General features: G+C 59.6%; 25 protein-coding genes. 10 read left to right on the forward strand and 15 right to left on the reverse strand.

The window, feature by feature from the left end:
* Positions 1–31: 31 nt before the first annotated feature.
* From SH292x_RS08935 to SH292x_RS08955, 5 genes are read left to right on the forward strand one after another with little or no spacing between them, the layout of a single operon-like run.
* Positions 32–1,441, forward strand: coding sequence for a DUF6513 domain-containing protein (locus SH292x_RS08935; protein WP_442485254.1), 1,410 nt, complete (start codon positions 32–34; stop codon positions 1,439–1,441).
* A complete protein-coding gene (locus SH292x_RS08940) occupies positions 1,438–2,871 on the forward strand; it encodes an anthranilate synthase component I family protein (protein ID WP_442485255.1) in 1,434 nt (477 codons plus the stop codon). The genes SH292x_RS08935 and SH292x_RS08940 overlap by 4 nt, the downstream gene beginning before the upstream one ends.
* A gap of 7 nt (positions 2,872–2,878) precedes the next feature.
* Positions 2,879–3,544, forward strand: coding sequence for an anthranilate synthase component II (locus SH292x_RS08945; protein ID WP_442485256.1), 666 nt, complete (start codon positions 2,879–2,881; stop codon positions 3,542–3,544).
* A 4-nt stretch (positions 3,545–3,548) separates the two neighbouring features.
* Positions 3,549–4,163, forward strand: a complete 615-nt coding sequence (locus tag SH292x_RS08950) for a DUF447 domain-containing protein (protein WP_442485257.1) — start codon at positions 3,549–3,551, stop codon at positions 4,161–4,163.
* 7 nt (positions 4,164–4,170) lie between these two features.
* Complete coding sequence (locus SH292x_RS08955) at positions 4,171–5,148, forward strand: hypothetical protein (protein ID WP_442485258.1); 978 nt, start codon at positions 4,171–4,173, stop codon at positions 5,146–5,148.
* Between the two features lie 32 nt (positions 5,149–5,180).
* Here the strand turns inward: SH292x_RS08955 and dapA are convergent, their stop codons facing one another.
* From dapA to SH292x_RS08970, 3 genes are all read right to left on the reverse strand, one after another.
* Positions 5,181–6,071, reverse strand: coding sequence for a 4-hydroxy-tetrahydrodipicolinate synthase (gene dapA, locus SH292x_RS08960; protein WP_442485259.1), 891 nt, complete (start codon positions 6,069–6,071; stop codon positions 5,181–5,183).
* 107 nt (positions 6,072–6,178) lie between these two features.
* Positions 6,179–6,895 carry a pyridoxine 5'-phosphate synthase gene (locus tag SH292x_RS08965; protein WP_442485260.1) on the reverse strand — a complete coding sequence of 239 codons (717 nt, stop codon included), beginning with the start codon at positions 6,893–6,895 and terminating at the stop codon, positions 6,179–6,181.
* 24 nt (positions 6,896–6,919) lie between these two features.
* On the reverse strand, positions 6,920–7,465 hold the full coding sequence (locus tag SH292x_RS08970) for a hypothetical protein (RefSeq protein ID WP_442485261.1): 546 nt from the start codon (positions 7,463–7,465) through the stop codon (positions 6,920–6,922).
* Positions 7,466–7,885: 420 nt separating this feature from the next.
* On the opposite strand from SH292x_RS08970, the gene SH292x_RS08975 reads away from it, so the two are divergent.
* Complete coding sequence (locus SH292x_RS08975; RefSeq protein WP_442485262.1) at positions 7,886–8,404, forward strand: hypothetical protein; 519 nt, start codon at positions 7,886–7,888, stop codon at positions 8,402–8,404.
* 9 nt (positions 8,405–8,413) lie between these two features.
* Here the strand turns inward: SH292x_RS08975 and mgtE are convergent, their stop codons facing one another.
* A complete protein-coding gene (gene mgtE, locus SH292x_RS08980; RefSeq protein ID WP_442485263.1) occupies positions 8,414–9,820 on the reverse strand; it encodes a magnesium transporter in 1,407 nt (468 codons plus the stop codon).
* Positions 9,821–10,070: 250 nt separating this feature from the next.
* Here mgtE and rnc point away from each other — a divergent pair, with 250 nt between their 5' ends.
* The 4 genes from rnc to SH292x_RS09000 all read left to right on the forward strand — a co-directional run bounded on the left by rnc (position 10,071) and on the right by SH292x_RS09000 (position 14,303).
* Complete coding sequence (gene rnc / locus SH292x_RS08985) at positions 10,071–10,850, forward strand: ribonuclease III (protein ID WP_442485264.1); 780 nt, start codon at positions 10,071–10,073, stop codon at positions 10,848–10,850.
* Positions 10,840–12,075, forward strand: a complete 1,236-nt coding sequence (locus SH292x_RS08990; RefSeq protein WP_442485265.1) for an NAD(P)/FAD-dependent oxidoreductase — start codon at positions 10,840–10,842, stop codon at positions 12,073–12,075. The genes rnc and SH292x_RS08990 overlap by 11 nt, the downstream gene beginning before the upstream one ends.
* A 609-nt stretch (positions 12,076–12,684) precedes the next feature.
* Positions 12,685–14,058: a YeiH family protein gene (locus SH292x_RS08995; RefSeq protein ID WP_442485266.1), complete on the forward strand. Its 1,374-nt coding sequence runs from the start codon at positions 12,685–12,687 to the stop codon at positions 14,056–14,058.
* Positions 14,058–14,303 (forward strand): hypothetical protein, encoded by a 246-nt coding sequence (locus SH292x_RS09000; RefSeq protein WP_442485267.1) that lies wholly within the window; start codon positions 14,058–14,060, stop codon positions 14,301–14,303. The genes SH292x_RS08995 and SH292x_RS09000 overlap by 1 nt, the downstream gene beginning before the upstream one ends.
* A 5-nt stretch (positions 14,304–14,308) precedes the next feature.
* Here SH292x_RS09000 and SH292x_RS09005 read toward each other — a convergent pair whose 3' ends face one another.
* From SH292x_RS09005 to SH292x_RS09055, 11 genes are all read right to left on the reverse strand, one after another.
* On the reverse strand, positions 14,309–14,914 hold the full coding sequence (locus tag SH292x_RS09005; RefSeq protein ID WP_442485268.1) for a hypothetical protein: 606 nt from the start codon (positions 14,912–14,914) through the stop codon (positions 14,309–14,311).
* Positions 14,915–14,960: 46 nt separating this feature from the next.
* Positions 14,961–16,244, reverse strand: coding sequence for a thymidine phosphorylase (locus SH292x_RS09010; RefSeq protein ID WP_442485269.1), 1,284 nt, complete (start codon positions 16,242–16,244; stop codon positions 14,961–14,963).
* A gap of 91 nt (positions 16,245–16,335) precedes the next feature.
* Positions 16,336–17,169: a purine-nucleoside phosphorylase gene (locus tag SH292x_RS09015; protein ID WP_442485270.1), complete on the reverse strand. Its 834-nt coding sequence runs from the start codon at positions 17,167–17,169 to the stop codon at positions 16,336–16,338.
* Positions 17,169–17,999, reverse strand: a complete 831-nt coding sequence (locus SH292x_RS09020) for a purine-nucleoside phosphorylase (RefSeq protein ID WP_442485271.1) — start codon at positions 17,997–17,999, stop codon at positions 17,169–17,171. Before SH292x_RS09020 ends, SH292x_RS09015 begins: the two co-directional genes overlap by 1 nt.
* A gap of 185 nt (positions 18,000–18,184) precedes the next feature.
* The gene (gene deoC, locus SH292x_RS09025) at positions 18,185–18,886 is read right to left on the reverse strand and encodes a deoxyribose-phosphate aldolase (protein ID WP_442485272.1); all 702 of its coding nucleotides are present in this window, start codon (positions 18,884–18,886) and stop codon (positions 18,185–18,187) included.
* Between the two features lie 133 nt (positions 18,887–19,019).
* Complete coding sequence (locus SH292x_RS09030; RefSeq protein ID WP_442485273.1) at positions 19,020–20,057, reverse strand: endonuclease/exonuclease/phosphatase family protein; 1,038 nt, start codon at positions 20,055–20,057, stop codon at positions 19,020–19,022.
* Between the two features lie 111 nt (positions 20,058–20,168).
* Entirely contained in the window at positions 20,169–21,230 is a 1,062-nt protein-coding gene (locus tag SH292x_RS09035; RefSeq protein WP_442485274.1) for a DUF1559 family PulG-like putative transporter, read from the reverse strand.
* Between the two features lie 313 nt (positions 21,231–21,543).
* Positions 21,544–21,993, reverse strand: coding sequence for a hypothetical protein (locus SH292x_RS09040; protein WP_442485275.1), 450 nt, complete (start codon positions 21,991–21,993; stop codon positions 21,544–21,546).
* Between the two features lie 24 nt (positions 21,994–22,017).
* Positions 22,018–22,971: a DUF1559 family PulG-like putative transporter gene (locus tag SH292x_RS09045; RefSeq protein ID WP_442485276.1), complete on the reverse strand. Its 954-nt coding sequence runs from the start codon at positions 22,969–22,971 to the stop codon at positions 22,018–22,020.
* A gap of 271 nt (positions 22,972–23,242) precedes the next feature.
* Entirely contained in the window at positions 23,243–25,030 is a 1,788-nt protein-coding gene (locus SH292x_RS09050; protein WP_442485277.1) for a lamin tail domain-containing protein, read from the reverse strand.
* A gap of 238 nt (positions 25,031–25,268) precedes the next feature.
* Positions 25,269–26,072 carry a PEP-CTERM sorting domain-containing protein gene (locus tag SH292x_RS09055; RefSeq protein ID WP_442485278.1) on the reverse strand — a complete coding sequence of 268 codons (804 nt, stop codon included), beginning with the start codon at positions 26,070–26,072 and terminating at the stop codon, positions 25,269–25,271.
* Between the last annotated feature and the right edge of the window lie 23 nt (positions 26,073–26,095).

Consider the following 26,095-nt stretch of genomic DNA (forward strand, 5'->3'; position numbering starts at 1 on the left):
CGCTTCGCATACTCCAAAGACTGTAGCAACTGTGTCCCGCGAGCACCTTCAATTCGTCACCGGTCGACTCGCCGAGCACGCGCTCCGCGATGCGGTGGTGTCGCTCGCCACGAAGCTCGACTTCGACTACACGATCAGCGTTCTACCGATCACCGTCGCGGCGCTGATGACGCCCGAGTGGATCGCCAAGAAGCTCGCCGTCGATCCTAAAGCTACTCGCATCATCTTGCCAGGATACTGCGAAGGTAATGCGGCGCCGATCGTCGCGCTCGCCGGCGAACGCCCTGTCGAGTTCGGCCCCCGCGACTTGCGACGGCTGCCCGAGCACTTTGGACAACAGCGCGATCTCACCGGCTACGGCGAGCACGACATCCAGATCCTCGCCGAGATCAACAACTGTCCGCGGCTGTCGCTAGAACAAATCCTGACGATCGCCAAACGCTACGCGGCAAGCGGTGCCGACTTGATCGACATTGGCTGCGATCCCGGCGGGCCGTGGCTTGGTGTGGCGGACGCTGTGCGTGCAGTTCGTGATCTTGGCCTGCGCGTGTCGATCGACAGCCTCGATCCGCGTGAGATTGCCCCCGCGGTCGAGGCGGGGGCGGAACTCGTGCTCTCGGTGAACAGCTCGAATCGCGAGGCGGCGATCGACTGGGGGGCCGAAGTCGTCGCCGTTCCGGACGATCCCAAGACGCTCGCGGGGCTCGACGAAACGATTGAGTACCTTGCCACGCGCGGCGTGCCGCTGCGAATCGATCCGATCCTCGAACCGATTGGCTTTGGATTCGCCGCGAGCCTCGAACGGTACATGACGACGCGTCGCCGTTATCCCGACGCCGAGATGATGATGGGCATCGGTAACTTGACCGAACTGACCGACGTCGACTCGGCCGGCGTCAACGTGATGCTGCTCGCCATTTGTCAGGAACTCGGCATTCGCAGCGTGCTTACGACCGAAGTGATCAACTGGGCCCGCTCCAGTGTTCGCGAGTGTGATCTCGGCCGGCAGTTGGTGCATCACGCCATTCACCACGGTGTACTTCCCAAGCACCTCGACACGCGACTGGTCACGCTCCGTGATCCCAAAGTCACCGAGCCAACGACCGAAGACCTCGACCGGCTCGCCGCCGAAATCAAGGACAACAATTTTCGTATTTTCACGAACAATGGCGAAGTTCATCTGGTATCGCACGCCCTGCACCTTGCCGATCGCGATCCTTTCGCATTAATGGATCGGTTGTTGAAAAGTGGTTCAAGTGGCGCTCCGCCGGCGAACCTCGATGCGAGCCACGCGTTCTACCTGGGCTACGAGATGTGCAAAGCCCTCACTGCCGTCGTGCTCGATAAACAGTACCAGCAGGACGAACCTCTCGACTGGGGGCACCTGACTCGCGACGAAGCCCGGCACTACCTGAAAGCGAAACGACCCACCCGCGAATGACTGCTGCTCCGCTCACTTCCGAGTTCGAACGAGTGCCGGGCACCCCCGGTACGCCGGTGGTCCGCGCGCTGCCCGAATCGGTGACGAGCCTCAGCGCGTTTCGCTCGCTAGCCGCGCTACCGCACGTGGTGTTCTTCGATAGTGCGATGCACCATCGCGACTTGGGCCGCTACTCGTTCGTCGCGGCCGATCCGTTCGAGTGGATCACGGTGCCGGCGGATGGGAGCGACGCGCTCGCGGAACTCGCCCGCCAGTGGGAACCGTTCCAGGTGCCGACGCTGCCCGATCTGCCACCGTTTCAAGGTGGTGCGGCGGGGCTGTTGGGGTACGAGTTGTGCCACAGCCTCGAACAACTCCCTCGCCCACAATACGACGAGTTCCAAGTGCCGGCACTCGCCATGGGCCTGTACGACGTGGTCGTGGCGTTCGATCATCAGAGCGGCGCGGCGTGGATCATCTCGCAAGGCTTCCCCGCCTCCAATCCCGAAGACCGGCTTCGCCGCGCGACCGCGCGTTGCGACGAGTTTTACGAGCGTCTCACGTCGCCGCCGAAGCCGAATTTGGTCGCGAGTTCAAATAAGGTTGAAATCACGGCTCCGCAGTTCCCCGTTTCCGAAGGGATTACCAGCGACTTCTCACGCGAGGCTTATTTGTCGGCCGTGGCGAAAGCGGTGGAGTACATCCACGCGGGCGACATCTTTCAAGTGAACCTGTCGCAGCGGCTGTTAATGCCACCCAGTAGCACATCGGTAGAACTCTACGAACGACTTCGCGTGCGCAACGCGGCGACGTTCGCGGGCTACCTCGATCTAGGCGATTACCAACTGGCGAGTGCCTCGCCCGAGCGTTTTCTCGAAGTGCGTGGCGATGCGGTGGAAACACGTCCCATCAAGGGTACCCGCCCCCGCACCGCGCGGCCCGAAGCCGATTTGTTCGCCGGCGACGAACTGACGCAGAGCGCGAAGGATCGTTCGGAGAATTTGATGATCGTCGACCTGCTGCGGAACGACCTCGCCCGCGTCTGCCAGCCCGACAGCGTTCGCGTCACCCAGCTTTGCGGGCTCGAGTCGTACGCCTACGTCCAGCACTTGGTCTCAGTGGTCGAGGGGCGATTGCAGACGGGATGCACGCCCATCGACTTAATCCGCGCTGCGTTCCCCGGCGGCTCGATTACCGGTGCGCCCAAAGTTCGCGCGATGCAGATCATCGCCGAGCTCGAACCCACGGCCCGTGGCGCCTACTGCGGCTCGCTGGCTTACATTGGTTTCGACGGGGCAATGGACAGCAACTTGTTGATTCGCACCATCACCGCCGGTGGTGGCTGGTGGCAAATGTCGGCCGGCGGCGGCATTGTTGCTGAAAGCGACCCGCGGCGCGAGTACGAAGAAACTTGGCACAAGGCGCGTGGGATGCTGAAGGCCCGCGAGTAACACGACTATGATTCTGGTCATCGACAACTACGACAGCTTCGTCCACAACCTGGCTCGCTATTTCGAGCGGCTGGGGGTGCCGACGCGCGTGGTGCGTAACGACGCGGTGAGCGTCGCCGATGTTCGGCAACTTGAGCCGCAAGCCGTTGTCCTTTCGCCTGGCCCCTGCACACCGGACCAAGCGGGAGTGTCGCTGGAGCTGGTGGCATCGCTGCACAAAGAGGCGCCCATGCTCGGTGTCTGCCTCGGGCATCAAGCCATTGCGCAGGCGCTCGGCGGGCGAGTGGTTCGCGGGCGTCGTCCTTGGCATGGACGGGCTTCGGAGATCGAACACGTTGGCGAGGGCCTGTTCCAAGACATTCCCACGCCGACCAAAGTGGGGCGCTACCATTCGCTGGTGGCAGACGTGACCACACTACCCGAAGTTCTTGTTCCCACGGCTTGGACCATCGACGAGCGAACGTTGATGGCGTTTGCGCATCGCGAGCTTCCGCTGGTGGGAGTGCAGTTTCATCCCGAGTCGGTGCTCACGGAGTGCGGCTACGCGATGCTGGCCAATTTTTTGCGTATCGCCGGTATCGAATATACGGGCGATCCCGCCGAACTCGCCAAGTCCGAGCTCGCTCCGCCCGCCCCCGAGTGGACGATGCCGACCCGCCCGGTTACCTTTTGACATCATGGCCGACTTCCACGACTGCCCGCTGCTCGAAGGCGTAGTGACCACCTCGAACGAGGATGGGTCGACGCACGTGGCAGCGATGGGGCCTAAAGTCGACTGGCCCATCACGCGATTGCTCTTGCGCCCCTACCAGTCATCGCAAACTTACCAGAACCTTAGCCGCGCCAAGCGAGGCATTCTGCATGTGACCGACGACGTGTTGCTGATTGCCCGTGCCGCGATTGGTCGCCTGAAAGATCCACCCCAGCTCGTGCCGGGCCCCGAAGGTTACCCCGAGCGGCTCGCCGAGTGTGTTCGATGGTACGCGTTCGAAGTCGATTCACTCGACGACTCGAACTCCCGTACCGAGATGGTGTGCCGCGTGACGGACGAAGGGCGCGTTTGCGACTTCTTCGGATTCCATCGTGCACGGCACGCTGTGATCGAGGCGGCGATCCTCGCTACCCGATTGCACTTGATGTCGGTCGAGACGGTGCTCGATCACTACGCCGAGTACGCGACGATCGTCGACAAGACGGCGGGTGGCGCAGAGCGGCAAGCGTTCGCCGAGTTGCAGGAGTTCCTCAACGATCAAATGAGCGAACAAGACACCCGCACCATGCTCGACTCGTAAAGCCGCCATGAAGCTCGACTCTTCGTTTGCCATTCAGTGCGGTTCGCGGCTGCATTTCGGACTCTGGGCGTGGGGCCCTGTGCACCCGCGTCAGTTTGGCGGCGTTGGCATGATGATCGACAAGCCTCGGCTTACGCTTCGCTTCTCTCCCGCCGAGCAGTTCGTAGCCGCAGGTCCGCTCGCCGATCGCATCGCGACGGTCGCCAAGTCATGCGCCGCTCGGTGGAAGCTCGATACCTTGCCAGCATGCCGCATTGAGTTAACGGAGCAACCGCCACAGCACGCGGGGTTCGGCGTGGGGACGCAACTTGGCTTAGCGGTGGCTCGCGGAATTGCCGAGTGCTGTGTTGTGATTGGCGAGAAGTCTCCCGACGAGTTGTCGCTAGCCGCGGGTCGTGGTTTGCGCTCCGCGGTGGGGACGCACGGCTTCGTGCTCGGAGGATTGCTAGTAGATGCAGGAAAGTCGCCAAGCGACGAAGTCGGTACGCTTGCCAAACGAGTTGAGGTGCCGAGCGAGTGGCGAGTGCTGCTCATCACACCGCAGAACAGTCCCGGCATGGCGGGGGAAGCAGAGCGCGCGGCGTTTGCGAAGTTGCCTCCCGTGCCTCTCGGGACCACCAAGCAATTGCAGCAGATCGCATTCGACCAGCTCGCCCCGGCGGTCGAGAATGGCGACTTCGATCGATTCGCCGCCGCTATTTATGAGTACGGTCATCTCGCCGGGCTTTGCTTCGCCGCGGTGCAAGGTGGCGCTTACTCTACTCGCGAAACCGCCGCGCTCGTCACGCAATTGCGAGAGCTCGGAGCCACGGGTGTGGGGCAAAGTTCGTGGGGGCCGACGGTATTCGCGTTCGCACCGAACAAAGTCGAGGCAATTCGACTGCGGGACGCGCTGCTGGCGAAATCAACAGGTGACGAACTCTCGGTCCTCATCGCCGGACCGATGAACGAAGGAGCTAAGCTGGTTGGCGAAGCAGTGGGGTAAGCATCGCAAGCTGGAAGCTTACGCCACTTGTCCTACAGCAGGCCGTAAGCGACGAGTGTCTTGCGAAGCGACGCCATTTCGGTTTCGTCGAGCGGTGTCATCGGCAGCAGCATCTCGCCGGTATCTCGGCCGAGCATCTGCATTGCGGCCTTCACCGGAATGGGATTGGTCGAAAGGCCCAGCATGTCGCGGCAGAGTGGGAATAACTTGTAGTGCCACTTACGAGCTTCGTCGTAGTTGCCGGCATTCGCGGCGGCGACCAGGTTCAGCATGTCGCCCGGCACCAGGTTGCCAACCACTGACACCACTCCTCGGGCACCAACGGCCATGAGCGGCAGCGTCAGGCTATCGTCGCCCGACAGCACCGTGAGATTGGTTGCCGCGATGATCTGCGACGCTTGGTCGAGCGAGCCCGATGCCTCCTTCACCAGCGCGATATTCTCGAGCTCGGCGAGGCGAATGATGGTCGATGGCTCGATGTTCTTCGCCGCGCGACCGGGAATGTTGTAGATGCACTGCGGCAAGCCCGTCTCTTCGGCCAGCACCTTGAAGTGCTCGTAGAAACCCTTTTGGGTCGGCTTGTTGTAGTACGGAGCGACTTGGAGCGCCGCGTCGGCACCCGCGCGCTCGGCGAACTTCGTGAGTCGCAGTGCCTCGGCCGTGCTGTTGCTTCCGACGCCAGGCATCACCTTGATGCGGCCGGCGCACTTCTCGACGACGAACGCGATGACCCGCTCGTGCTCTTCGTGGCTGAGCGTCGGCGATTCGCCCGTCGTGCCGACGGGGCAAAGGCAGTGGGTGCCCGCTGCGATCTGGAATTCAATCTGCTCGCCGAACTTATCGTAGTCGACCTCGCCATTCTTTAGCGGGGTGGTAAGCGCTACCGATAGTCCTGCAAACGCCTCGCCCTTGGTGGTCATCATCTGGCCTCAAGCTGGTGGATTGGAAGTGTGCGTATGATACCGAGAGTCGCGGCATCTGGGCTAGGGGCGACATGCGTAACAACCGCAGGTCGCCGCTGGTGCCGAATCTACTCCGACACCAGGCGTTTCATGTCCCGCACCGCCTGTTCGAGCCCCACCATGATGGCCCGAGCGATGATGCTGTGGCCGATGTTCAGCTCGTGCATCTCGGCAATCGCCGCGACGGGACGCACGTTGCGATAAGTGAGCCCGTGTCCTGCATTGAGCACAATGCCGGCCTGGCGAATGAGTTCCGCCGATTGATGGAGCTGCGCAAGTTCGTCGAGTGCCTTCCCCTTCGCCGACGCGTGGGCGTACGCACCGGTGTGCAATTCGATTGCTTCGGCCCCCGTGGCGATTCCGGCCTCGATTTGCTGTGGATCGGGGTCGAGGAACAAGCTGACCACAATGCCCGCGTCTTGAAGACGCTTCACAGCGGCCGTGACTCGCTCTCGCTGCCCGACGACATCGAGACCACCTTCGGTTGTCACTTCTTCGCGTCGCTCGGGGACCAGCGTGGCCTGCGTAGGGCGAAGGTCGCACGCAATCGCCAGCACTTCGTCCGCCGTCGCCAGTTCGAGATTCGTGGGCACGGCCACCGTCTCGATCATGATGCGAACGTCGCGGTCCTGAATATGCCGACGGTCCTCGCGCAAGTGGAGCGTGATGCCATCCGCCCCGCCGAGTTCGGCGAGGGTGGCTGCCCACACGGGGTCGGGCTCGTTCGTCTTACGTGCTTCGCGGACGGTTGCTACGTGATCGATGTTGACGCCGAGTCGAGCCATAGAGTTCGCGTTGGTTGGCAGTAGTTATTGGGCGGTGGGGTCAAGCGCAAAGCGTTGCCGGCGGTCGAGTCGGCCATCGCCGTTGGTGTCCGACTCCAGGTACCAAACTCGGTGCTCCGAGAAGTACCGAAGCCGATGCTTCGTCTGCCCGGTCTCCGACTTCACTACCAGTGGTTCGCCCAGGGCTTCAATCGCCGCACCCAGAGCCGCCGCGTCGCGGTGGGGGAGCGTTCTTTGCCTAGGGTCTGGCACACGCTGGCTGAGCCACAGTGTCGCCAAACCAGCCAGAGCCATCAAGGCGACCGGACGCCAGAACACCAGATGGACCGGTTCGTCCTCGATGGGTTCGCCAAATTCGTCGTATTCGGCCCCTTCGCCCGCAAACTGCTCCGCCTCCGCACGCAGGATCTCCGCCGCTCGGGCCCGGGCTTCTAGGGGCACCTGCAATTCGTAGCTATGCGACCAACTACCACCCAGGGCGCTAAACGACTGCGACTCCACGAGCCGGGCGTCGATTCCCTCGGCTTCCAGGCAGCTCACTAGATATCCGGCTTCCGCTAAGTTCGTCATTCTCGCCACGCTGTGCCACTCAACAGAATCAGCGGGTGTTCCGCGTCGTTGGCGGCAGGTCGGACAATCGGAATTGGCGACTTCTAGCGGAGTTAAATACGCTTCGCAAATCTGGCAACGTGGCATGGCGGGACAAACCTCGGGAGTAAAACCGGCTGCAACGGGAGGCCAGAGAGCATTCTCGCCCCCTGCCGCGCCGGTGTCCACAAAGTGCGTTTTCCCGCCCGCCGCGACGCTCCAAAAAACGAGAGATTTTCTGATGATTTTACGGAGGCCAGCGTGCCCGCCCGGCGTACCGATTTTGCCGAAAGTAGAGCGTCCCAACCCGCCAAATCGGCGTGATGGATTCACACCCCACCGGCCAGCCGCGGTTTTGTCACCTCAGGGTAGCCAGCACGCGACACCCCGCGTTGCCAAACGTTGTGGAACCGCAACTTGGAGCGTGTGGACTTCCGCGCCTTGCAGTGGCCTGGGTGGCTGTTGGCGATTCCTAACCTACCTTTGAACGTTCGCGGCGAGTCACTGCTCGACCTCGATCCCTTTGCCCAATCACTCTCGAATGTTTGCACCGTGAATCTGCCGCTCGCTGAAAAGGCCCCTGCGATGAACTGCCACAGTCTTGCCCAACAGATTGAAGACCTTCAGCCCGAGGCGAGTCCTCAGGATGTCGCGCGGTTGTGCCTGTTGCTCACCAATGAGTACGCCAACCTCAACGAACTGATGGATCGTCCGACACTGCACCGCGCCTGGAAGGAAACCGGCCTGCGTTTGCAGCTCGCCACCGACCAGCACGCCGCGATGACCCAGGAACTCGAAGACCTGGCGAACAGCGATCCGAAGAGCTTCACTCAAGAGCAAATCTGGGTCTTGATTCGCGCCATCAAGGTACAGAGCCAGATTTTGCAGATGTACGTCGGACATCCTGTGCTGGATGTGTAGAGCTAACGACTAGCCCAACGCATCGAGTAGCAGTATCGCAACGTTCATGTAGATGACGATGCCCGCGATGTCGTTGATACCCGCCACAAACGGGTTGCTCATCAGCGCGGGGTCGAGACCGAAGCGGCGGAACAGCATCGGCAGCATTCCTCCGCAAAGAGTTCCGCAGAATACCACGAGAACGAGGGTGATCGGAATCACCAATACTTCGGTAAACGTCGGTGGCTGAAACGGCAATTCCGAATCTGGATCTGCTTCAGCATAGACCTTTAGCAGTAACACGGCCGCGGCATATCCCGCGATCGACAGGGTCCCTCCCAAGCACAGACCCATCAATAGCTCGCGTTTGATCACGCGCCACCAATCCGACATCTTCACATCGCCATGGGTCATGGCCGTGATCACGAGCGTTGCGGATTGGCTTCCCGAATTTCCTCCGCTCGACATCACGAGAGGTAGAAAGAAGATCAGCCACGAGACCTTCGCGAAATCGTTTTGATAATTCTGTAGCGAAAAGGCCGTGATGAGCCCCGTGAAGAACAGGATGCTCAGCCACATGCCTCGTTTCCACGCTAGCGTAAACCAGTGCGTGTCGAGGTAGCTATCGTCCAGCGGATCGACGGCCGCCGCCATGTGGGCGTCTTCAGTCGCCTCTTCGCGCATAACGTCAATGATGTCGTCGTGCGTGATAATTCCGAGCAGGTGTTGCTGCTCGTCGACCACGGGAATGGCGATGAAGTCGAAGTTCGCCACCTTCGCCGCTACCGTTTCCTGATCGTCCGTCGCCAGAACCGTGACGACATCGCGTTGCATCAAGTCCGAGACTTTGACGTTCGGCTTGCCATAGTTCACTACTAGCTGTCGAGCGGAGATCAGTCCTCTTAGGCGATTGTCTTCGTCGACGATGTAATTGTAGTAGACCGTTTCGAGGTCCTCGCTCAACCGCGCGATCGCTTCGAGGGCCTGGTGCACGGTCATCGATTCGTTCAGCCGGGCGACCTCCGTGGTCATCACGCTGCCGGCGGTGCCTTCGGGGAACTCCATCAGGCGCAGGGTTTCGCGACGCTCCGCTACCGGGAGCAACGGCAGCATTTCCTCGACCACGTCGGAGCGAACGTCGTTGATCAAGTCAACGCGGTCGTCCGCGGGAAGCTCGGCCATCAGGGACGAGGTTTCCTTCGGAGCGACGGTCTCCAGGATCTCGACCTTCATGGCGTCCGGCAAAAAGCCGAACACTTCGGCTTGCCGCCCAGGGTCCGAGGCTTGCAGGACCTCCCAGGCTTCCTGGGGGATCAGTCCCTCCATGAACTCTGCGGCCCTCGCGGGGTGGAGTGCCGAGACGAATTCGCGCAGCCCCTCCTGATCGTTGGTGGCGATCATTTCGCGGAGTTCGGGGAGCAAGAGGGTATTGATCATGCTTCGCCGCTATAAATTGGCTTGCGGACGCGAGTTACGCAGTTTAGTGGCCGCCGGGAGAAGCGTAAACGCCCGGCGCGAGTGCGCCCCAAACCCTGGCGTTTCAGTTGACCGCAAGGCTTCAACCGTTTATGCTCGTTGACATTAGGACAGTCGAGTTTCCGATCTCTCTATGTCCGGAGTGATAGTCACGTGGCTGAAAACCATCCGGTCCAGCTACGCGACCGCCGCTCCGGCGGGTTTCTAACGGATGTCATCTACCAATTCTATGCCCGAGGTGCAGTCGTACCTCGACCTTTGCCAAGCTCGTATTGGGTACACCTTCAACGATCGCCAACTCCTTGAGTCGGCTCTAACGCACGCGTCAGGTGCCGAAAATCGCCTCGCGTCCAATGAGCGGATGGAGTTCCTCGGCGATGCGATTCTAGGAGCCGTGGTTTGCGAGCAGCTCTATCGCGAATTCCCCGAGCATTTAGAAGGCGAGCTGACACGCCTCAAATCCATTGTGGTGAGCCGCGTCACTTGCGCGAAGGTCAGTGCTGCTTTGGGACTCGAAGAATTCTTGGTCCTCGGTAAGGGAATGACTACACATCCCGAAGTTCCCTCGAGCGTGCTCGCCGCGGTATTCGAGTCCCTGGTGGCTGCCATCTTCCTGGATGGTGGCGAACGCGCCGCGAAGACCTTCATCCTCCGTTTGATGGGTCCCGAGATCGACCTCGCCGAAGCGGGCGAGATGGGTCGCAACTACAAATCCCAGCTTCAGCAACTCGCCCAGCGCGAGCATGGCGTCACACCCAACTACCGCTTGCTCGACGAGAAGGGTCCCGACCATAGCAAGTGCTTCCAAGTCGCTGCCGAAGTCGGCGGCCGGCGGTTTGCTCCGGCGTGGGGCAAGAGCAAGAAAGAGTCGGAGCAAAAGGCGGCCGCCAACGCCATCAGCGGGCTGCGCGGCGAGGAAGTTCCCTTCGACGAGCAGTCGCCCGAGGAGATCCTCGAGCAGTTGCCTGAGGAACTTCTCGGTGAAGAGTGATCGCTTCGCCGAAGTCGTCGTGATTGGTGCGGGGGCAGCTGGACTCTTTGCCGCCGTTCGCGCTGCCGAGCGCGGCAAGCGAGTGCTGGTGCTCGAAAAGAACACCAAGCCCGGCGTCAAAATCCTGATGTCTGGCGGCACGCGGTGCAACTTGACGCAAGCCACCGATCGCCGTGCACTCGGTGACGCATTCCCGCGAGATCAATCCCGCTTCCTTCGCAGTCCCCTCGCAGCCTTGGGGCCCGAAGAACTCGTCGACATGTTCCATCGCGAAGGCCTCCGTACCAAGGTCGAATCCACCGGCAAAGTGTTTCCGACTTCCGATCGTGCCCTCGATGTGCAGCGGACGCTACTCACCATGCTTCAGCGAAGCGGCGCGAAGCTCGAACTCTCCACGCCCGTCTTCACAATCGATCGATCAGCAGACGGTTTCGTGGTCGATACCCCCGGCGGGGCGATTCACGCATCGCAGGTCATCATCGCGACCGGCGGGCAGTCGTACCCAGGTTGTGGGACCACCGGCGATGGATACGTCTGGGCCAAGTCCCTGGGGCACTCGATTGTTCCCCCTCGCCCTGCCCTGGTCCCGCTTAAGACGAAGAACGAATGGACCCACGAGCTTTCAGGTCTTACGCTCCCCGACATTCGCGTGTCGATCGTATCGCCCGACGAGAAAAAGCCCCTCGCTTCGGACCGCGGCTCCGTGCTGTTCACGCACGTTGGACTCTCGGGGCCGGTGGTGCTTGACGTGAGTCGCGAGGTGACCGCTCGTCCGCGTGCTGCCGGTCTTTTGGCCGAGTGCGACCTGCTGCCCGACGTGCGGCGGGAGCACCTGGTCGAGCAGCTTCAATCCCTCAATGGTCGGCGGCAGGTGCGTGGGCTCGTCGAAACGTGGCTTCCGAATCGACTGGTCGAGTCACTTTTCCACGAGTCGAACATTCCCCTGGAGCGAACCGCCGCCGAGTTGTCGAAGGCCGAGCGATTGCGACTCGTCGAAAGTCTTAAAGCAACACGGCTCGAACTCACTGGCACACTTGGCTTTGCAAAGGCCGAAGTGACCGCCGGGGGCGTTGCGCTCGACGAGGTCAACTCCAGCAACCTCGAAAGCAAATGCTCGCCGGGGCTGTTCCTGGTGGGCGAAGTGCTCGACATCGACGGCCCGATCGGCGGCTACAACTTCCAAGCCGCCTTCAGCACGGGCTGGCTAGCTGGCGAAAGTGTGTAAGCGGGGCGACGCCCAACTCGCCTCGTAGTAAAGTCGCACTTTGCGAGTATTGCATCGACTGCGACTTTACTCCTTTGCAGCCCGGATTGGCTAACGACGCAACTCCTTCTCTGTGAGCACTTTGCGAAGCCACTCGCCAAGTGACCGTCGAGAGTAAAGTCGCAGGGGTAAACCGCAGGTGCGACTTTACTCCATCTGGTTAGCTATCCAATGGCTTGTCATCCTGACGGGAGTGGAGATCCCGGAAGGATCTCGTCCTTGAGACAACGATGCGAATTGGCGAACGAGATCCTTCAGTCGCTAAGGCTCCCTCAGGATGACACAGCCTCCGCACGTACCTCGACCCCGGCGCCAATGGGCCGGCGTTTTCACTAAAATCAGTATCAAATTGTCAAAGAACACAAACCACTCAAGAAGTGGAACGTGTTCATGAGAACATACCCAAAGCGCGCTTTCTAGTCACATTCTGAAAGAAAGTGAAAATAGTTCAGGTCCACGTTTTCTCGATGTTTTTCGCCGCGATCGAGGCTGGCTGCCCTTTCTTCGGAGGTGGCGTTTCGGGATACTCGGAATCTTCCACCCTCGACTTCGAACCCAGCAGTAAGTGCGATGCCTTACACCTCTCCACGCGAAAATATTGATCCCCCACCGCGCGCGATTTCGCCGCTGCTCGCCCATGACGACTGGCTGGCGATTTGGTGTGGCGGGTTCTTGCTCGTAGGGTCGCTGGTGCTGGTAGCCGTTTTTGGAGATTGGATCGGCGAGTATCTGGGCGAGCCCGCTAAGTGGCGGGCCTCGCCGATGACCGCGCTCATCGGCGATGGTGCCTGGTGGACGTGGCCGGTGATAGGGAGCGTGGTTGCAGGTGGTGTTCTGTGCGTGCTATTTACCGTCGCACAGCAGCTTCGTGGCGTGAGCATCGCGCGATACGTGCCGGCGTTTGTAGGAGTGTTCCTTCTCGCGCTGCTGTCGTTCGTTCTCGCTGGGCATGAGGTCATTAAGGCGTACAACCTGGAGTACGCGCTGTGGGCGATCGTTGTGGGGCTGCTCATTAGCAATACCGTGGGAACACCGAGTTTCTTGAAGCCCGCGGTGCTCACCGAGTTTTACATCAAGACGGGCCTCGTCCTTTTGGGCGCGGAAGTGCTCATGCATCGGCTCATTGCGCTCGGGCTTCCCGGCATTGGCGTCGCGTGGGTGGTGACGCCCATCGTGTTGATCACGACGTTCTGGTTCGGTCAGCGGGTACTGAAGATGAAGTCGCCGACGCTCAACATGGTGATCTCGGCCGACATGTCGGTGTGCGGCGTATCGGCGGCGATTGCGACGGCCGCCGCGTGCCGGGCGAAGAAGGAAGAATTGTCGCTCGCCATTAGCCTTTCGCTGGTGTTTACGGTGGTGATGATGGTCGTGCAGCCGATGGCCATCCGCGCGATGGGTCTCGACCCCTACGTTGGCGGTGCGTGGCTCGGCGGCACCATCGACTCCACGGGTGCGGTCGCTGCGGCCGGTGCGGTGCTCGGTGATACGGCGCTCGAAGTCGCTGCGACGGTAAAGATGATTCAAAACATCTTGATTGGCGTCGTGGCGTTTTGCGTGGCCGTGTACTGGACCACCTACATGGACGCCCGCGAGGATGGCCAGCGGGTCGGCATTGGGGAGATCTGGAAACGATTTCCCAAGTTCGTGCTCGGATTCATCGCGGCGTCGATCGTGTTCTCGGTGCTAAGCGCCTCGGGAGAAGCGGGCGAAGCGCTCACCAACGCGATGATCAGCAATTCGACCAAGGTGCTTCGCAATTGGCTCTTCTGCCTGGCGTTTGTGTGCATCGGCCTCGAAACCAACTTCCGTCAACTTCTGCCGCAGATGCAGGGTGGCAAGCCGCTAGTGCTGTACGTGTGCGGCCAAACGCTCAACCTGTGCCTCACGCTGCTGATGGCGTGGTTGATGTTTGGCGTACTCTTTCCCCCAGGGGGCGAGTGATGACGCCTCAAGTCTTGAAGGGGGTGCAACTCTTCGCTGGCGTGGTTGTCATCGCGCTAGTGTGGTGCATCGCCCTGCCCCGACTCGCCGAACAACCGATGATGGAACAACGCCTCGACTGGCTCGAAGCCGAGCGGATTGATCCGAGCGTGAAGTTTTATACGGAGCTGGAGCGGATGGAGGAGTTCTTGGCCTCGCAGTCAAAACAATCGACCGCGCGGCAAATGCAGATCAGGCGCCCCTAAAACAATTATTCGTACTGTACTTCGAGATAGACTTCCGCAATGACCAAGCTTTTCTCATGAAGCTCGCAGACCACAGAGGCTATGGAAGTTGGACCACTCGTACCGGGCCCGTACCAGGTCACTCCACTTCCAAGTTCCTGGGCAAATAGAAGTCTCATCTGAGCCCCATCCGGTAATACCGGCAGTTCGATGGCTTTCCGACCTCCACCCGTGTCGATTGTTAAGTGATCTCGTTCGAGGTAAACGGAGACTCCGACCGCGCGATTTTGAGCAATGCCCCATTTTTGGTTGATGGCATCTAGGGCGTAAATCTTGTTTACGCGGTCGCCGGAGAGGGGCAGCCGCAGATGGTCAGCTTGGTTTCCAGAAAAGTCTGCCGAGTCAACATGTTTGAGCATCGATACCCGAAGATCGGCCGTAATCTGACGACCGCTCCAGAATACCACTGCCCCACCTTGTCCGTCGGAATCAATTGCTGTGGGGTCGCAGTACCATTCACCTCCCGACATGGGAATAAACCATTGTGAATGCTTGGTTGCGGCCAAGGCAATGCAGAGTACCGTTGCACCCGCAAGTAAAGTGCGAATGCGAAAACGAAGACGGCTTTTCAATGTATTACTGCTAATTGACAATGCGCTCTGAGCAGGTGGTTACGCGCTACTCCACACGTTCCACAATGAGCGCCGGTGCCGATGTTGGCTCCTCGCCAATCGTAATCGCCTTGCGAATCATCTCGCTTGCGGTTTGCGATTGGTCGGCGGCGGCGAACACGTTGGCGATGGGCTGGCCTTCGTCGATGTTGTCGCCGAGGCGGACCAGCATTTCGAGGCCGACGGACAGATCGAGCACGTCCCCCTGGCGTCGCCGTCCGCCGCCCAGTTCGATCACAGCGCGGCCAACGTCTTGAGTGTCGATCGCGGTGACATACCCGGCCTGCGGGCTCACCACGACGTGGCTTGGGGCTACGGGGCGCGGGGCGTCGAGGTCGCCCCTTTGGGCTTCGACCATTTCGCGGAACTTGGCGAGCGAGGTTCCATCGTCGATGGTCGCTTGAAGCTGCTTGGTAGCCGTTTCAAGGCTCGTCGCTCTTCCGGTGAGTACGAGCAACTCGGCACCGAGGGCCAGCGTGATCTCCATCAAATCAGCCGGGCCACGGCCTTCGAGCGCGGCTACTGACTCGTCGACTTCCACGGCGTTGCCTGCCATCCGGCCGAGCGGTTGGTTCATGTCGGTCACCAAGGCAACCGTGGCGACACCCATTCGCTTGCCGGTGTCGACGAGGGAATGAGCGAGGGCTCGCGCGTCCTCGAGTGTCTTCATGAACGCACCGCTGCCGTGTTTCACGTCGAGCACCAGGGCGTCGAGTCCCTCGGCGAGTTTCTTGCTCATGATGCTGGCGGTGATGAGCGGGATCGACTCGACGGTCGCCGTCACGTCGCGAAGGGCGTACAACCGGCGGTCGGCGGGGACAAGGGTTTCTGTCGCGCCATTAATCACGCAGCCGACTCGCTCGACCACGTCGCGCATCTCGTCGAGCGACAGGTTGGTGCGGAAGCCGGGGATGGCTTCGAGTTTATCGAGCGTGCCGCCGGTCGCTCCCAGTCCACGCCCCGAGATCATTGGCACTCGAAGATCGCAGCAGGCGAGCATCGCCGCGAGAGGCAGAGAGACCTTGTCGCCAATGCCGCCGGTGGAGTGCTTGTCGACTTCCGGCTTCGTCGAGTCGGGCCAGTTGAGCGTCACGCCCGAGTGGAGCATGTGCTCGGTAAGCGATGCGGTTTCGGCGATGGTCATGCCGCGACAACACACGGCCATCGCAAACGCCGCCATCTGATAATCGGCCACTTCGCCCGCCACGAAGCCATTCACCAAGTCGGCAATCTCGCCATCGGAGAGTTCGCCACCATCGCGTTTCTTGGCTATGAGGAAGGTGGGGTTCATGGTTATTGAGTGGGCGGTAAGTGAGTAAGTGGTGAGTGGTGAGTGGTGAGTAAGGGCCGTTGGTCAATGTCTATTGGTCATTGGTCATTGGTCATTCAACATTGGACATTCCCGCCAGCACTCCTTCGACGATCGTCATGAGCTTCTCGGATGCCCCGGCTGCGGCGGCGATGACTTGTTCGCCGCTGGTTTCGCCGAGTTGGTCGGGGGAGCACGCGTTGGTAACGGTCGACAGCCCGAGCACTCGCATGCCAAGCTGCACCGCGACGATCACCTCGGGCACCGTCGACATGCCGACCACGTCGCCCCCGATTCGGCGAACCATGCGGTATTCGGCGCGGGTCTCGTAGGTGGGGCCGAGCATGCCGACGTACACTCCGCGGTGGCAGATGAAGTCATTGCGCCGGGCGACTTGTTGCGCGAGGCTGGCAAGCTGCCGGTCGTACGGCGCGGACATGTCGGGCCACCGTGGGCCGAGCCTCGGGTCGTTCTCGCCCACCAACGGATTGCGAAGCATCAAGTTCAGGTGGTCATCGATTACCATGATGTCCCCCACCTGGTACATCGGGTTGAGTCCCCCCGCGGCGTTCGAGACCACTAGGGTACTAGCTCCGAGGGCATGCATCACTCGCACGGGAAACGCCACCTGGTGAATGCTGTGGCCTTCGTACGCGTGAAATCGGCCCTGCATGGCAACCACCGGCACTCCGGCGAGCATGCCACACACCAATCGACCCGCGTGGCCGATGGCGGTGGATCGCGGCAGGTGGGGGAGCGCGGTGTAGTCGATCGTCACGCTGTCGGCGATGCGATCGGCGAGCCCACCGAGCCCCGAGCCGAGGATAATGCCGACCTTCGGTTGAATCGCCCAGTGGTCTTCGACCGCAGCGACCACATCGGCGACTTGCGTAAACGTATCGGACATCAGTTACCTGCGAGGTGAGCGAGAACGCCTTCGAACAATGCACGTAGCTTGGGTTCGGCGCGGCCGGCCGTGGCGATGATCTCTTCAACGTTCGCTGGTTCGAGAGCGTCCGGTAGGCACATGTCCGTTACGACCGCGACGCCGAACACGCGGAGACCGCAGTGTACCGCGACAATCACCTCGGGCACGGTCGACATACCAACCACGTCGGCACCGATCATCCGCAGGAAGCGGTACTCGGCACGCGTTTCGAGACACGGTCCCGTCACGGCGACGGTCACTCCCTTGTGAGCCACGAAGTTCTCGCGACGCGCGATTTCGAGCGCTACGTCGATGAGCTTGCTGTCGTACGGCGCGGACATGTCAGGGAAACGCGGGCCGAGGCGGTCGTCGTTCACGCCCACCAGCGGGTTGTCGCCCATCAGGTTGATGTGGTCGTCGATCACCATGACGTCGCCCGGCTTGTAGTAGGGATTCATTCCCCCCACGGCTTGCGATACGCACAGCACATCGGCACCAAGAGCCTTCATCACTCGCACGGGGAGCGTGATCTGCTTGAGCGGGTAGCCTTCGTACTGATGGAACCGGCCCTCCATCGCCACGACGCTCAGTCCATTGAGCTTGCCACACACGAGCCGACCACGATGGCTGGTTGCCGTCGAAGCCGGGAAGTGTGGGATGTCGCCGTACTCGAACGAGGCCTCGACCTCGATTTGGTCAGCAAGGCTTCCTAGGCCGGTGCCGAGGATAATCCCAGCACGCGGCACACCGCTCCACTGACTGCGAATGGTGGACACGGCTTCGTTGATTTTGTCGTGCAGATCAAGCATTGGTTGTTGGAGGCTGTCGCTAGATGGTGATGGGAAATTGTTGGTTGACGGTCAATTGCGTGGAGTAGCTCTTTTAATGACCAATGACCAATTTTCAATGACCAAGGACGCAAGCGGATGGGACGCCGTCTTCGTTGGTCCTTGTTAATTCGTCATTGGTCATTCAATTGCAGTCGATGATAACTTTAGTAAGCAGCATCCGAACTGCTGCCGTCGGCGATGGCTTGGGTGGAGCTGGTACCCAATCGTGTCGCGCCGAGCTCGACGAACCGTTTGGCGTCTTCGTAGCTGCGGACTCCACCCGAGGCTTTCACCGCGACGGCGGGGCTCGTATGTTTGCGCATCAGGGCGATGTCGTGCTCCGTGGCACCGGTACCAACCATGTGGCCGTCATCCGCTTTGACGTAGCCGAAGCCGGTGGAGGTTTTCACGAACGCCGCGCCGGCTTGTTCGCTTAGTTCGCAGAGCTTGATCTTCTGCGCGTCGTCTAACAGGCCGGTTTCGAAAATGACTTTGGTGATCGCGTCATTCGCTCGCGCGGCGTCAACCACGGCCCGAATGTCCTGAGCCACGTAGTCCCAGTCGCCGGCGAATACTTTGCCCAGGTTCACGACCATGTCAACCTCACGGGCACCAGCTTGGCACGCCTCGATGGTCTCGGCAACCTTGGTGGCCGTTGTGGTCCCGCCATGGGGGAAGCCAATAACGGTGCTCACCAGCACGCTGGAATTCGCAAGGCACTCGGCGGCGAGCGGCACATGAGATGGTTTGACGCAGATACTCGCCACACCGAGGCGATTGCAAAGTTCGCAGGCGGCGCGTACGTCGTCGTCGTGCTGCGTTGGTTGCAGCACGGCGTGGTCGATCATTGAAACGACAGAGTTCATGCCAGGCTCGGCTAAAGTTCAGCAATGCACGCGAAACTCGGTCGCGATGCGGAGCCGATTATAAGTCGATTCGCCTGACGGGGACAGATAGCGGAGGCCGCCTGAACTCTCGAAGACTCGCTGGGAAAACCAGCTACTCTTTGGCCGGTAGTTTGAGATCGACGACCACGGGATAGTGGTCCGAAGTTTCGAGGCCAACACAGCGAGCGATGAACGCGCGATCGACGTACGGCATCAGTTCCTTCGGAAGCAGGATGTGATCGATCATCGTGTAGACATCCTGCGGGTCGCGGGCACCGTTTTCGTTCCAGTCCCAATGCGAGGTGTAGCGGTCCTTCGCGCGGGGAATCCGCTCGGCCACATTGACCAGTTCGGCGCCGGGCTTCTCGGAGTCGTAGTCCTTGAGGCTAGCGAGCACCTTCGTTTTCGGGGCGCGCGTGTCGTCGGCGTCGGGGACGTCGGGGTCGTAGTCGTTGAGGTCACCCAGCACGATGGGCATGTAACCGCGTTTCTCAATCTCGCCGCGGATGATGCGGCGAGCCACTTCGGCTTCAGCCGTCCGTTGGGCGTTCGAGTACTCGTCTTCGGGGTTGGACTTGAGGTGCAGCCCAAGGAAGCCGAGCTTGTGCCCGTTCACGGTGAAGAAGTAAACGCCATTGCGGGAGATGGACGACGTGCCGGTTTGGCGACTGCCGCTGAAACTGGTGAACGAGTAGGCCTGCCGCCAGGTCGGATCGTCGCCAGGCGAGAAGTAGGTGCGGATTTCTTTGCCATCAATCTTGTCGGGCTTGAGGCGAGTGATGCACGAGACGTCCATGCCGGTGTAGCTGTCGTTGCTTTCGACGTGGTAGCCAGTGTACTCGGTAAGACCCTTCTCGTGCAGAATCTTGACGACCAGATCGACCGACTCTTTGCTCGTGGCTTCGAGTAGATTAACGATATCGGGCCGAAGCACTTCGATAATGTCGGCAACCCGCTCGTGATGCTCACCCCGAGCGAAGTCAAATCGATACCGCTCGACTTGCCCAGCACGCATGCCAGGGGCGGTGAGGATCTCGGTATTGAAGGTGATGATGCGGAGCGGTGTAGTTTCTTCAGCTTTAGCCGAAACGCCAGACAACAGCAGTACGGCGGATAGAAATATTACGTAGTTGCGAAACGATGGAAGCATAGGAGTTACGTCGAGGTAAGGTGGGGGACCTGGGTGTTCACATCTTACCATGGGGGAGCGAGGAAATCATGCATGCCGGTGGAGAAAAAGCCCGCAGGTAGGATTCTTTGTCTACTCGTTCGCCAAGACCTCTTCGCCCCGCATGCTGAAGAGCGATACGAATGTCTGCGGGTCGAGGTCGTCGGTGTGGTACTGCACGGATCCGTCCGCGTAGGCAAAGTTACACCCGCCGTTATGCTGGCTGAAAATCCGGCTGCGATTGGAGCAATTGATGATCTGATTTTGGTTGCAGTAGAACTGTAAACTCATGACGGTTGCTTGGCTTGCCCAGCGGAAGTCGCTGTTGGCGCTGGAGTTTTCGCCTATATCTTGGCCAAGCTTGTAGATCGTCGGTTTGCCGGTGGACTCGAATAACAGAAAGGTATTCGAGAGGCCATCCACCACTTTGCCGGTGGTCACTTTCCGGCGATCGGTGGTGCTAACATTGGCACCGCTCATCATCAGCTGATCGACTTGCAGAATTCCGTCCCAGACGGGTGCCCAGTTCGGGGCGTTGCCGTAGCTCTGGATATCACCGCGCCTTACTAGGTCGCCAATCGAGCCACCAGGTGGATCGTAGGTGGTGTTCGGAGCCTTGCCCGGAATCATCTCAATCCGGTTCATCGGGACGTAGTCGGTGACGTGAAACCGTTCGCGCCCTTGCGGAGACGATTTGCAGATCAGCACGCCCGCCAAGTCCTGTTTGGTGTTTGTCTCATTCCTCGTGGGATTGTTGTTGTTCCAGTCCCAGTCGTAGTCGATCAACGAAAACGTGTTGCCTTGCTCCAGATAAGGGAGCATGAACGAGAGGCCGTTGTGGCGTGCCAATGGCGGCGGCGTCGTCGTGCTGCTCCAGGCGTTGCCCGTGCGATCCTGCGCTGCGGGTGGGAACCTGCGCTGGGCCGACTCGTAGTTGAGGGCGGCGAGCGCGAGGTTCTTCATGTTGCTCTTGCAGTCGGTCCGCCGCGCGGACTCGCGAGCGGCTTGCACGGCGGGTAGAAGCAAGGCCACTAGAATGCCGATGATCGCAATCACGACGAGAAGTTCAACCAGCGTGAACGCTCGCGTAGCAGTGGCTCTGAGAGCTGGACGTTGCCTGCGATCGGCCTCCACCCGATAAGTGTCGTTGACCATTCCGCCACCCCCATGCTGAAACTACTGTATCGACAGATACCAATTGTAGTTGGGGCAATTTTCGGTCGCAACGAATTCTGCGGGGCTGTGTGGGAGCGATGCCCTATCTCGGACGGCTCCCTCAGGTGACGGAGCTCATGTGTTTACGTCTGTTTGGCTGCGGCGGTTTTGGCTCTACCTGGCGCTTTCGAATGGTGCAGCTCCCAATTTCCGTACCCGCAGCATGAGGCGACGCAAGTAGAGTCGGTACGCCGATTGCCGGATTAGCCAATAGAGGCATATCTCAAGAAAGACTCGTGGAGTGGAGCCTCACCTAACGACTCAATTTCAACTCGATGGGAGCGCCATCCTTCGCGATGGTCGCCGACAAGCCGCTACCAACGGGTGATCCATAATTTGGCGGGATCGGCCGATTTTGAAGCGATCGCAGATAAACGGCCAATTCGCGTTGCTTGGATTCGCTCAGCAACTCTTGCGGCGGATCGCTTTCGCAAACGGCAACAAGATGCTCGCCGACAGCTGCGCCCGGTTGACCGTTTGAATCGAGCTTAAACTTTCCCTCATCGTCAGTGATAGCGGTGGCGATGAACTCCGGCCCCACATCCATCGTGGGGATGAATCGGACCTGCGCTTTCGCAAGGGGCTTTCCGTTAAGTAGAACAATACCCTCGGCAGGGACAATTTCGGGAACGGGTTGGGTATTGCATCCCGAGATCCAACCAAGCATCAGTCCTAAGATGCTTACGTAGCAGATACGCTGCATTTGCAAAACTTTCCGTTGTTCGGTCTACTGGTTTGGGATGATCTGCCCATCTTCACGCATGGACATTCTTTGTAGCGTGACTAAGTCCCCAGAGGACTCCAGTGAGAGAAACTGAACGGAGCCGTCACACAATGCGAAATTGGCTCCGCCTGGGTGGCCGCTACCGAAATTGGTTTTGCGGGACGTAGCTCCGATTTGGGCGGACGTTCCGTTGATCGGCCATGCCGAATCGCACAAAACATCCTGGCCCGAGTTGTAATTATTCCATGCCCAACCCCGGTAATTTGCCAGAGGGGTTGTGTCTTTCCAAGTGAGGTCGAGGCTATATCGCTCGCCAGCGAGGATGGTATTGGAGGTGCCGTCGGTGATGCGTCGTGCGGGGATCTTGCTATTGTAAAACAGCACGCCGTTGAACGTAGCATTGCTGATCGGCCACGCGCGCGTACCGCCGTTGCCAAAGTAACTGTTGACCGCAAAGTAGTACTGCCCGCTATATTGAAACACTTTCTCTTCGATGAAGTCTGACGGGCAGAGGAATACATCGATCTCGGTCGCGCCTGGCGAATTGGGCCCATTGCAATAAGCGTACTCGCGTTGGGTGAGGTCGAGCTGACCGTAGAGATTCTCCTGCTCAATGTATGGCAAGATCCAGGTAAACCAAGATCCCCAGCGATCGGGGATTGGTTGGTCTGGACAACCGCCTGGGGGGCAGCTTGAGCTGAATACGGCTCCCGATTGACTGCCGATCGGAACGCAGATGCCGGGAGGGAGTGTTTTCTTCGCGTCGTGGTAAAGCAGGCAGCCTAAGCCGAGATTCTTGAGCTTGTTGACGCACTGGATGCGCCGCGCCGATTCGCGTGCTGCTTGAACTGCTGGTAACAGCAGAGCCACTAGGATGCCTATGATGGCGATCACAACGAGTAGCTCAACCAGCGTGAACCCAAGTGGTCGCGTCGTCTTTTTTGCGAGCAGTTCCATCTCTATTCCTCTTACTCAACATGCGGACCGGAATGAAACCACCTGAAGTCAAACGCCACCCTTGAATACTTGTCCAACAAGTATCCCATCAAATGATAGCCCTACTAGCATCGTGCGCCTACAACTTCGCAACCAACATTTGGCAGCCTCGCGTTATCGCTGCGCTGCCAGTCAAATTGGCGGTTGCCAGAACCAGGGGGCGACATGGTGCCGCTAGTGCACCATGTCGCCCGTTTACGTTCTGTTGTGCCGTTGTTGATCTTGGGCAGGGTTACGAACGAACCTTGCGAACCGCCACGGCGGCGATACCCAACAAACCAAACAGCACCAACGTGCTGGGCTCGGGTACAGCAGCCGCTCCGGCGGCCAGACTTCCCGAACCATTGGAAAGTCCAAAGTTCGACTTCCAAAGTGCGTAGTCACCAGCGTCAACGACGCCCGAGGCGTCGCCCGTACCTGTTGGGAAGATGGTCGACTCATCGGCACCCAGGTTGTCACGCCAGACTGTGTAGTCGGCAAGGTTTACCACGCCGTCGTCATTGAAGTCGCCAGCAAGAGCAGTGTCGGTTATTGGAATGAACACGCCGGGGCTACCAACGTCGCCACCCTCCTGAACCAATAAGTCGCCGTCCACGAATATCGGATTTGCATTGTAAGAATGACCATCACCGGTCAGGGAAGCGGCCCAAAGGCCACCATTCGCATCCAGGCCATTCGCATCGGGGGCGGAGATATCGGTGAGGCTGTACGAACTTCCGAATTCAAAGACGGGCCAAGTTCCTACTTGAGAGAATCGCAGCAAACCGAGTAACCCCGCAGGGTCGCCTGTCGGCACACCAGCAACAGCCGCGTAATCTTCGAAGCTCGACCAGACCGAGATAATGTCGTTGAATCCGTTCAAACCACCAGGTCCTAGAATCGAAGCACTGGTGGACGATCCCTGGCCGTTGTTCAGGGCTTCCATATTCGCAACCGCAATGAAGTTGATATCAATCGAACCAAAATCGGGGTTGCCAGACTGACGTTCCCAGGCGGCTTCAATATCTGCCAGCGGCAGTTCGGCGTTGTAAAGAATTCCTACGCCTCCTGCTGGGATGATACCCGCAGCAATGTTTGCTTCAGTGTAGATGTTGGCATTGCCGTCATCCAAGACACCACCGGCAAGGTTCACTTCAGCCCCAGTGTTATTGTAGACTTCGATCCATTCCCAACTTTCGTCATCAGAAGCCGGGTTGAACATTACTTCACTAACTATAAGTCTGCCGTTTGGCGTAGGTGTTGCTCCGAAGACGTACCCTGGATTGCCCAAGTCGGCGACATTATTCACCGTAGCCCCACCCGCGGGGACATACGAAGCGTCGCTTTCAATTGCTCCCCTGGTGCCAACGGCGCTCCTGGACCACTGTCCGCCGTCTCCGTTGCTTCCATTGCCGCTCCATTGGATGGAGAAGCCATCGCTCGTTGGCGGCCAACCGCTTGCTAGAGTGCCATCGTAGTCAACGCTCGCTGTTGCAAGCGAGAAGTCACCAATAACACGGCCACCGTTCCCGTTGTCCACGAAAGAGTCGCGATAGCTTGTGGAGTTCTCCCAGATACCAATGTTGGTATTGTCGCCGGTGCTTGTTAGGCCAGGCCAGAAGTCTACAGGGATCACGATCTCGTTCGTCAAGCTCCAGGCATCCTTGAAAGCTTGAATGCTGTTGGTACGCGGATCTGTTTGGCCAAAAAAGCCATCGAACAGAACTGCTACGCCCCCGGCTGGAATGATCGTATTGATCATTGTTTCGGACGACCCGGGGGGAACTAAAGTGTTGCGAACATTCGGCAATGCTGAAGCGGACGGTTCGCTATCCCCAATTCGGTCCAGCCAGTAGTTGTTGAGATCGATAGGAGCATTGGTAGTATTCCGAACTTCCAGCCACTCCCATGCGTTCTCATCGAGCGGATCGTGCATCAATTCGGTGATGATCAGGTCACCGGGCGCCGCAGATGCGAGCGGTGCTGCTGTGCCGGCCAACAGGCCTACAGCCGCGGCTAGCGCAAATGAATACTTCATCATGAATCCTCTTCCTCTGGGAATGCTCAAATTGAGACTTAAAAGTTTGGTTCGAAGCGCTGCTGTCGGCCGAACTGCACGATCACCGATACGCTTCCATGCGGTCGCGGCTCGGAGGCTTCGCCTAGCAAGGTAAATTGGTATAAGGCCACGCCACACCGCGACGATATGGCGTGACCTTTGAAACCTATTGGCAGCCTGCTCTAAGACAGGCCCGCGGATGCTTTTGAAAAATCAAGAACTAACCCAAACGGCGGCGCATCGCCACGGCACCCACGGCCGAAGCGGCCATGAGAGTCATCAGCACGGTGCTGGGCTCGGGGATGGGCGTGGCACCCAGGGCTTCGTCAAACGTGGTCGCGACAATCAAGTTGTCGAACACCTGCGTCGAATTGCTATCCGATGCCTGCCGAAACGCGAATGCGATCAAAGCGTCCGAAAAAGTTCCATCAGTGGCTACGACGCTGGTGCTGCTCACGCTTGTGGGGTCAACCCACAAAGTGCTGTCTTGGCTATCGAAGTCGAACGCGACTACCACGCGGTATTGCTCTCCCGCGGTCAAGTCGGAGCCCCAAAATGCCTCGCCATCGCCATCGGTGATGCTGTTATCGCCCGAAACCGCCAGTCGATACCCAGAACCTGCGGGCACGGTCGGTGCCAACCATAGACGGCCGTTGAACGTCGTAGCGGTGCGATTGAAGTGCGCGAAATTCGTATTGTTAAAAGTCGACCCTGACACGGTGAGGTCAAAGCCGGCGTATACCGTCTGTCCCGCGGATAGGGCTGGAGTCCAAGCGGTATTGACGTCTTCGCCCGAGCCGGTGCTTTGCACCACTGTGGCGACACCTCCCGAAACTTGAATTGGCTTTGCACCGCCACCACTATGAGCCGCCCATGCGGCACCAGGTCCAGGAGTCGGGGTTTGGCCGACTAAGTTGCCGTCCGCGTGTTCGAACGTCTCGTGAATCAAGACGGCAGCAGGTGCTGCGCTTGTGAAAGAAACCCCAGCCACGCAGGCGAGAGTCCAGAAATAACGACAGATCATTAGACCATCACTCCTCTCCGGGT

Source organism: Aeoliella fuhlenseeensis (assembly GCF_052161615.1).
Lineage (GTDB): Bacteria > Planctomycetota > Planctomycetia > Pirellulales > Lacipirellulaceae > Aeoliella.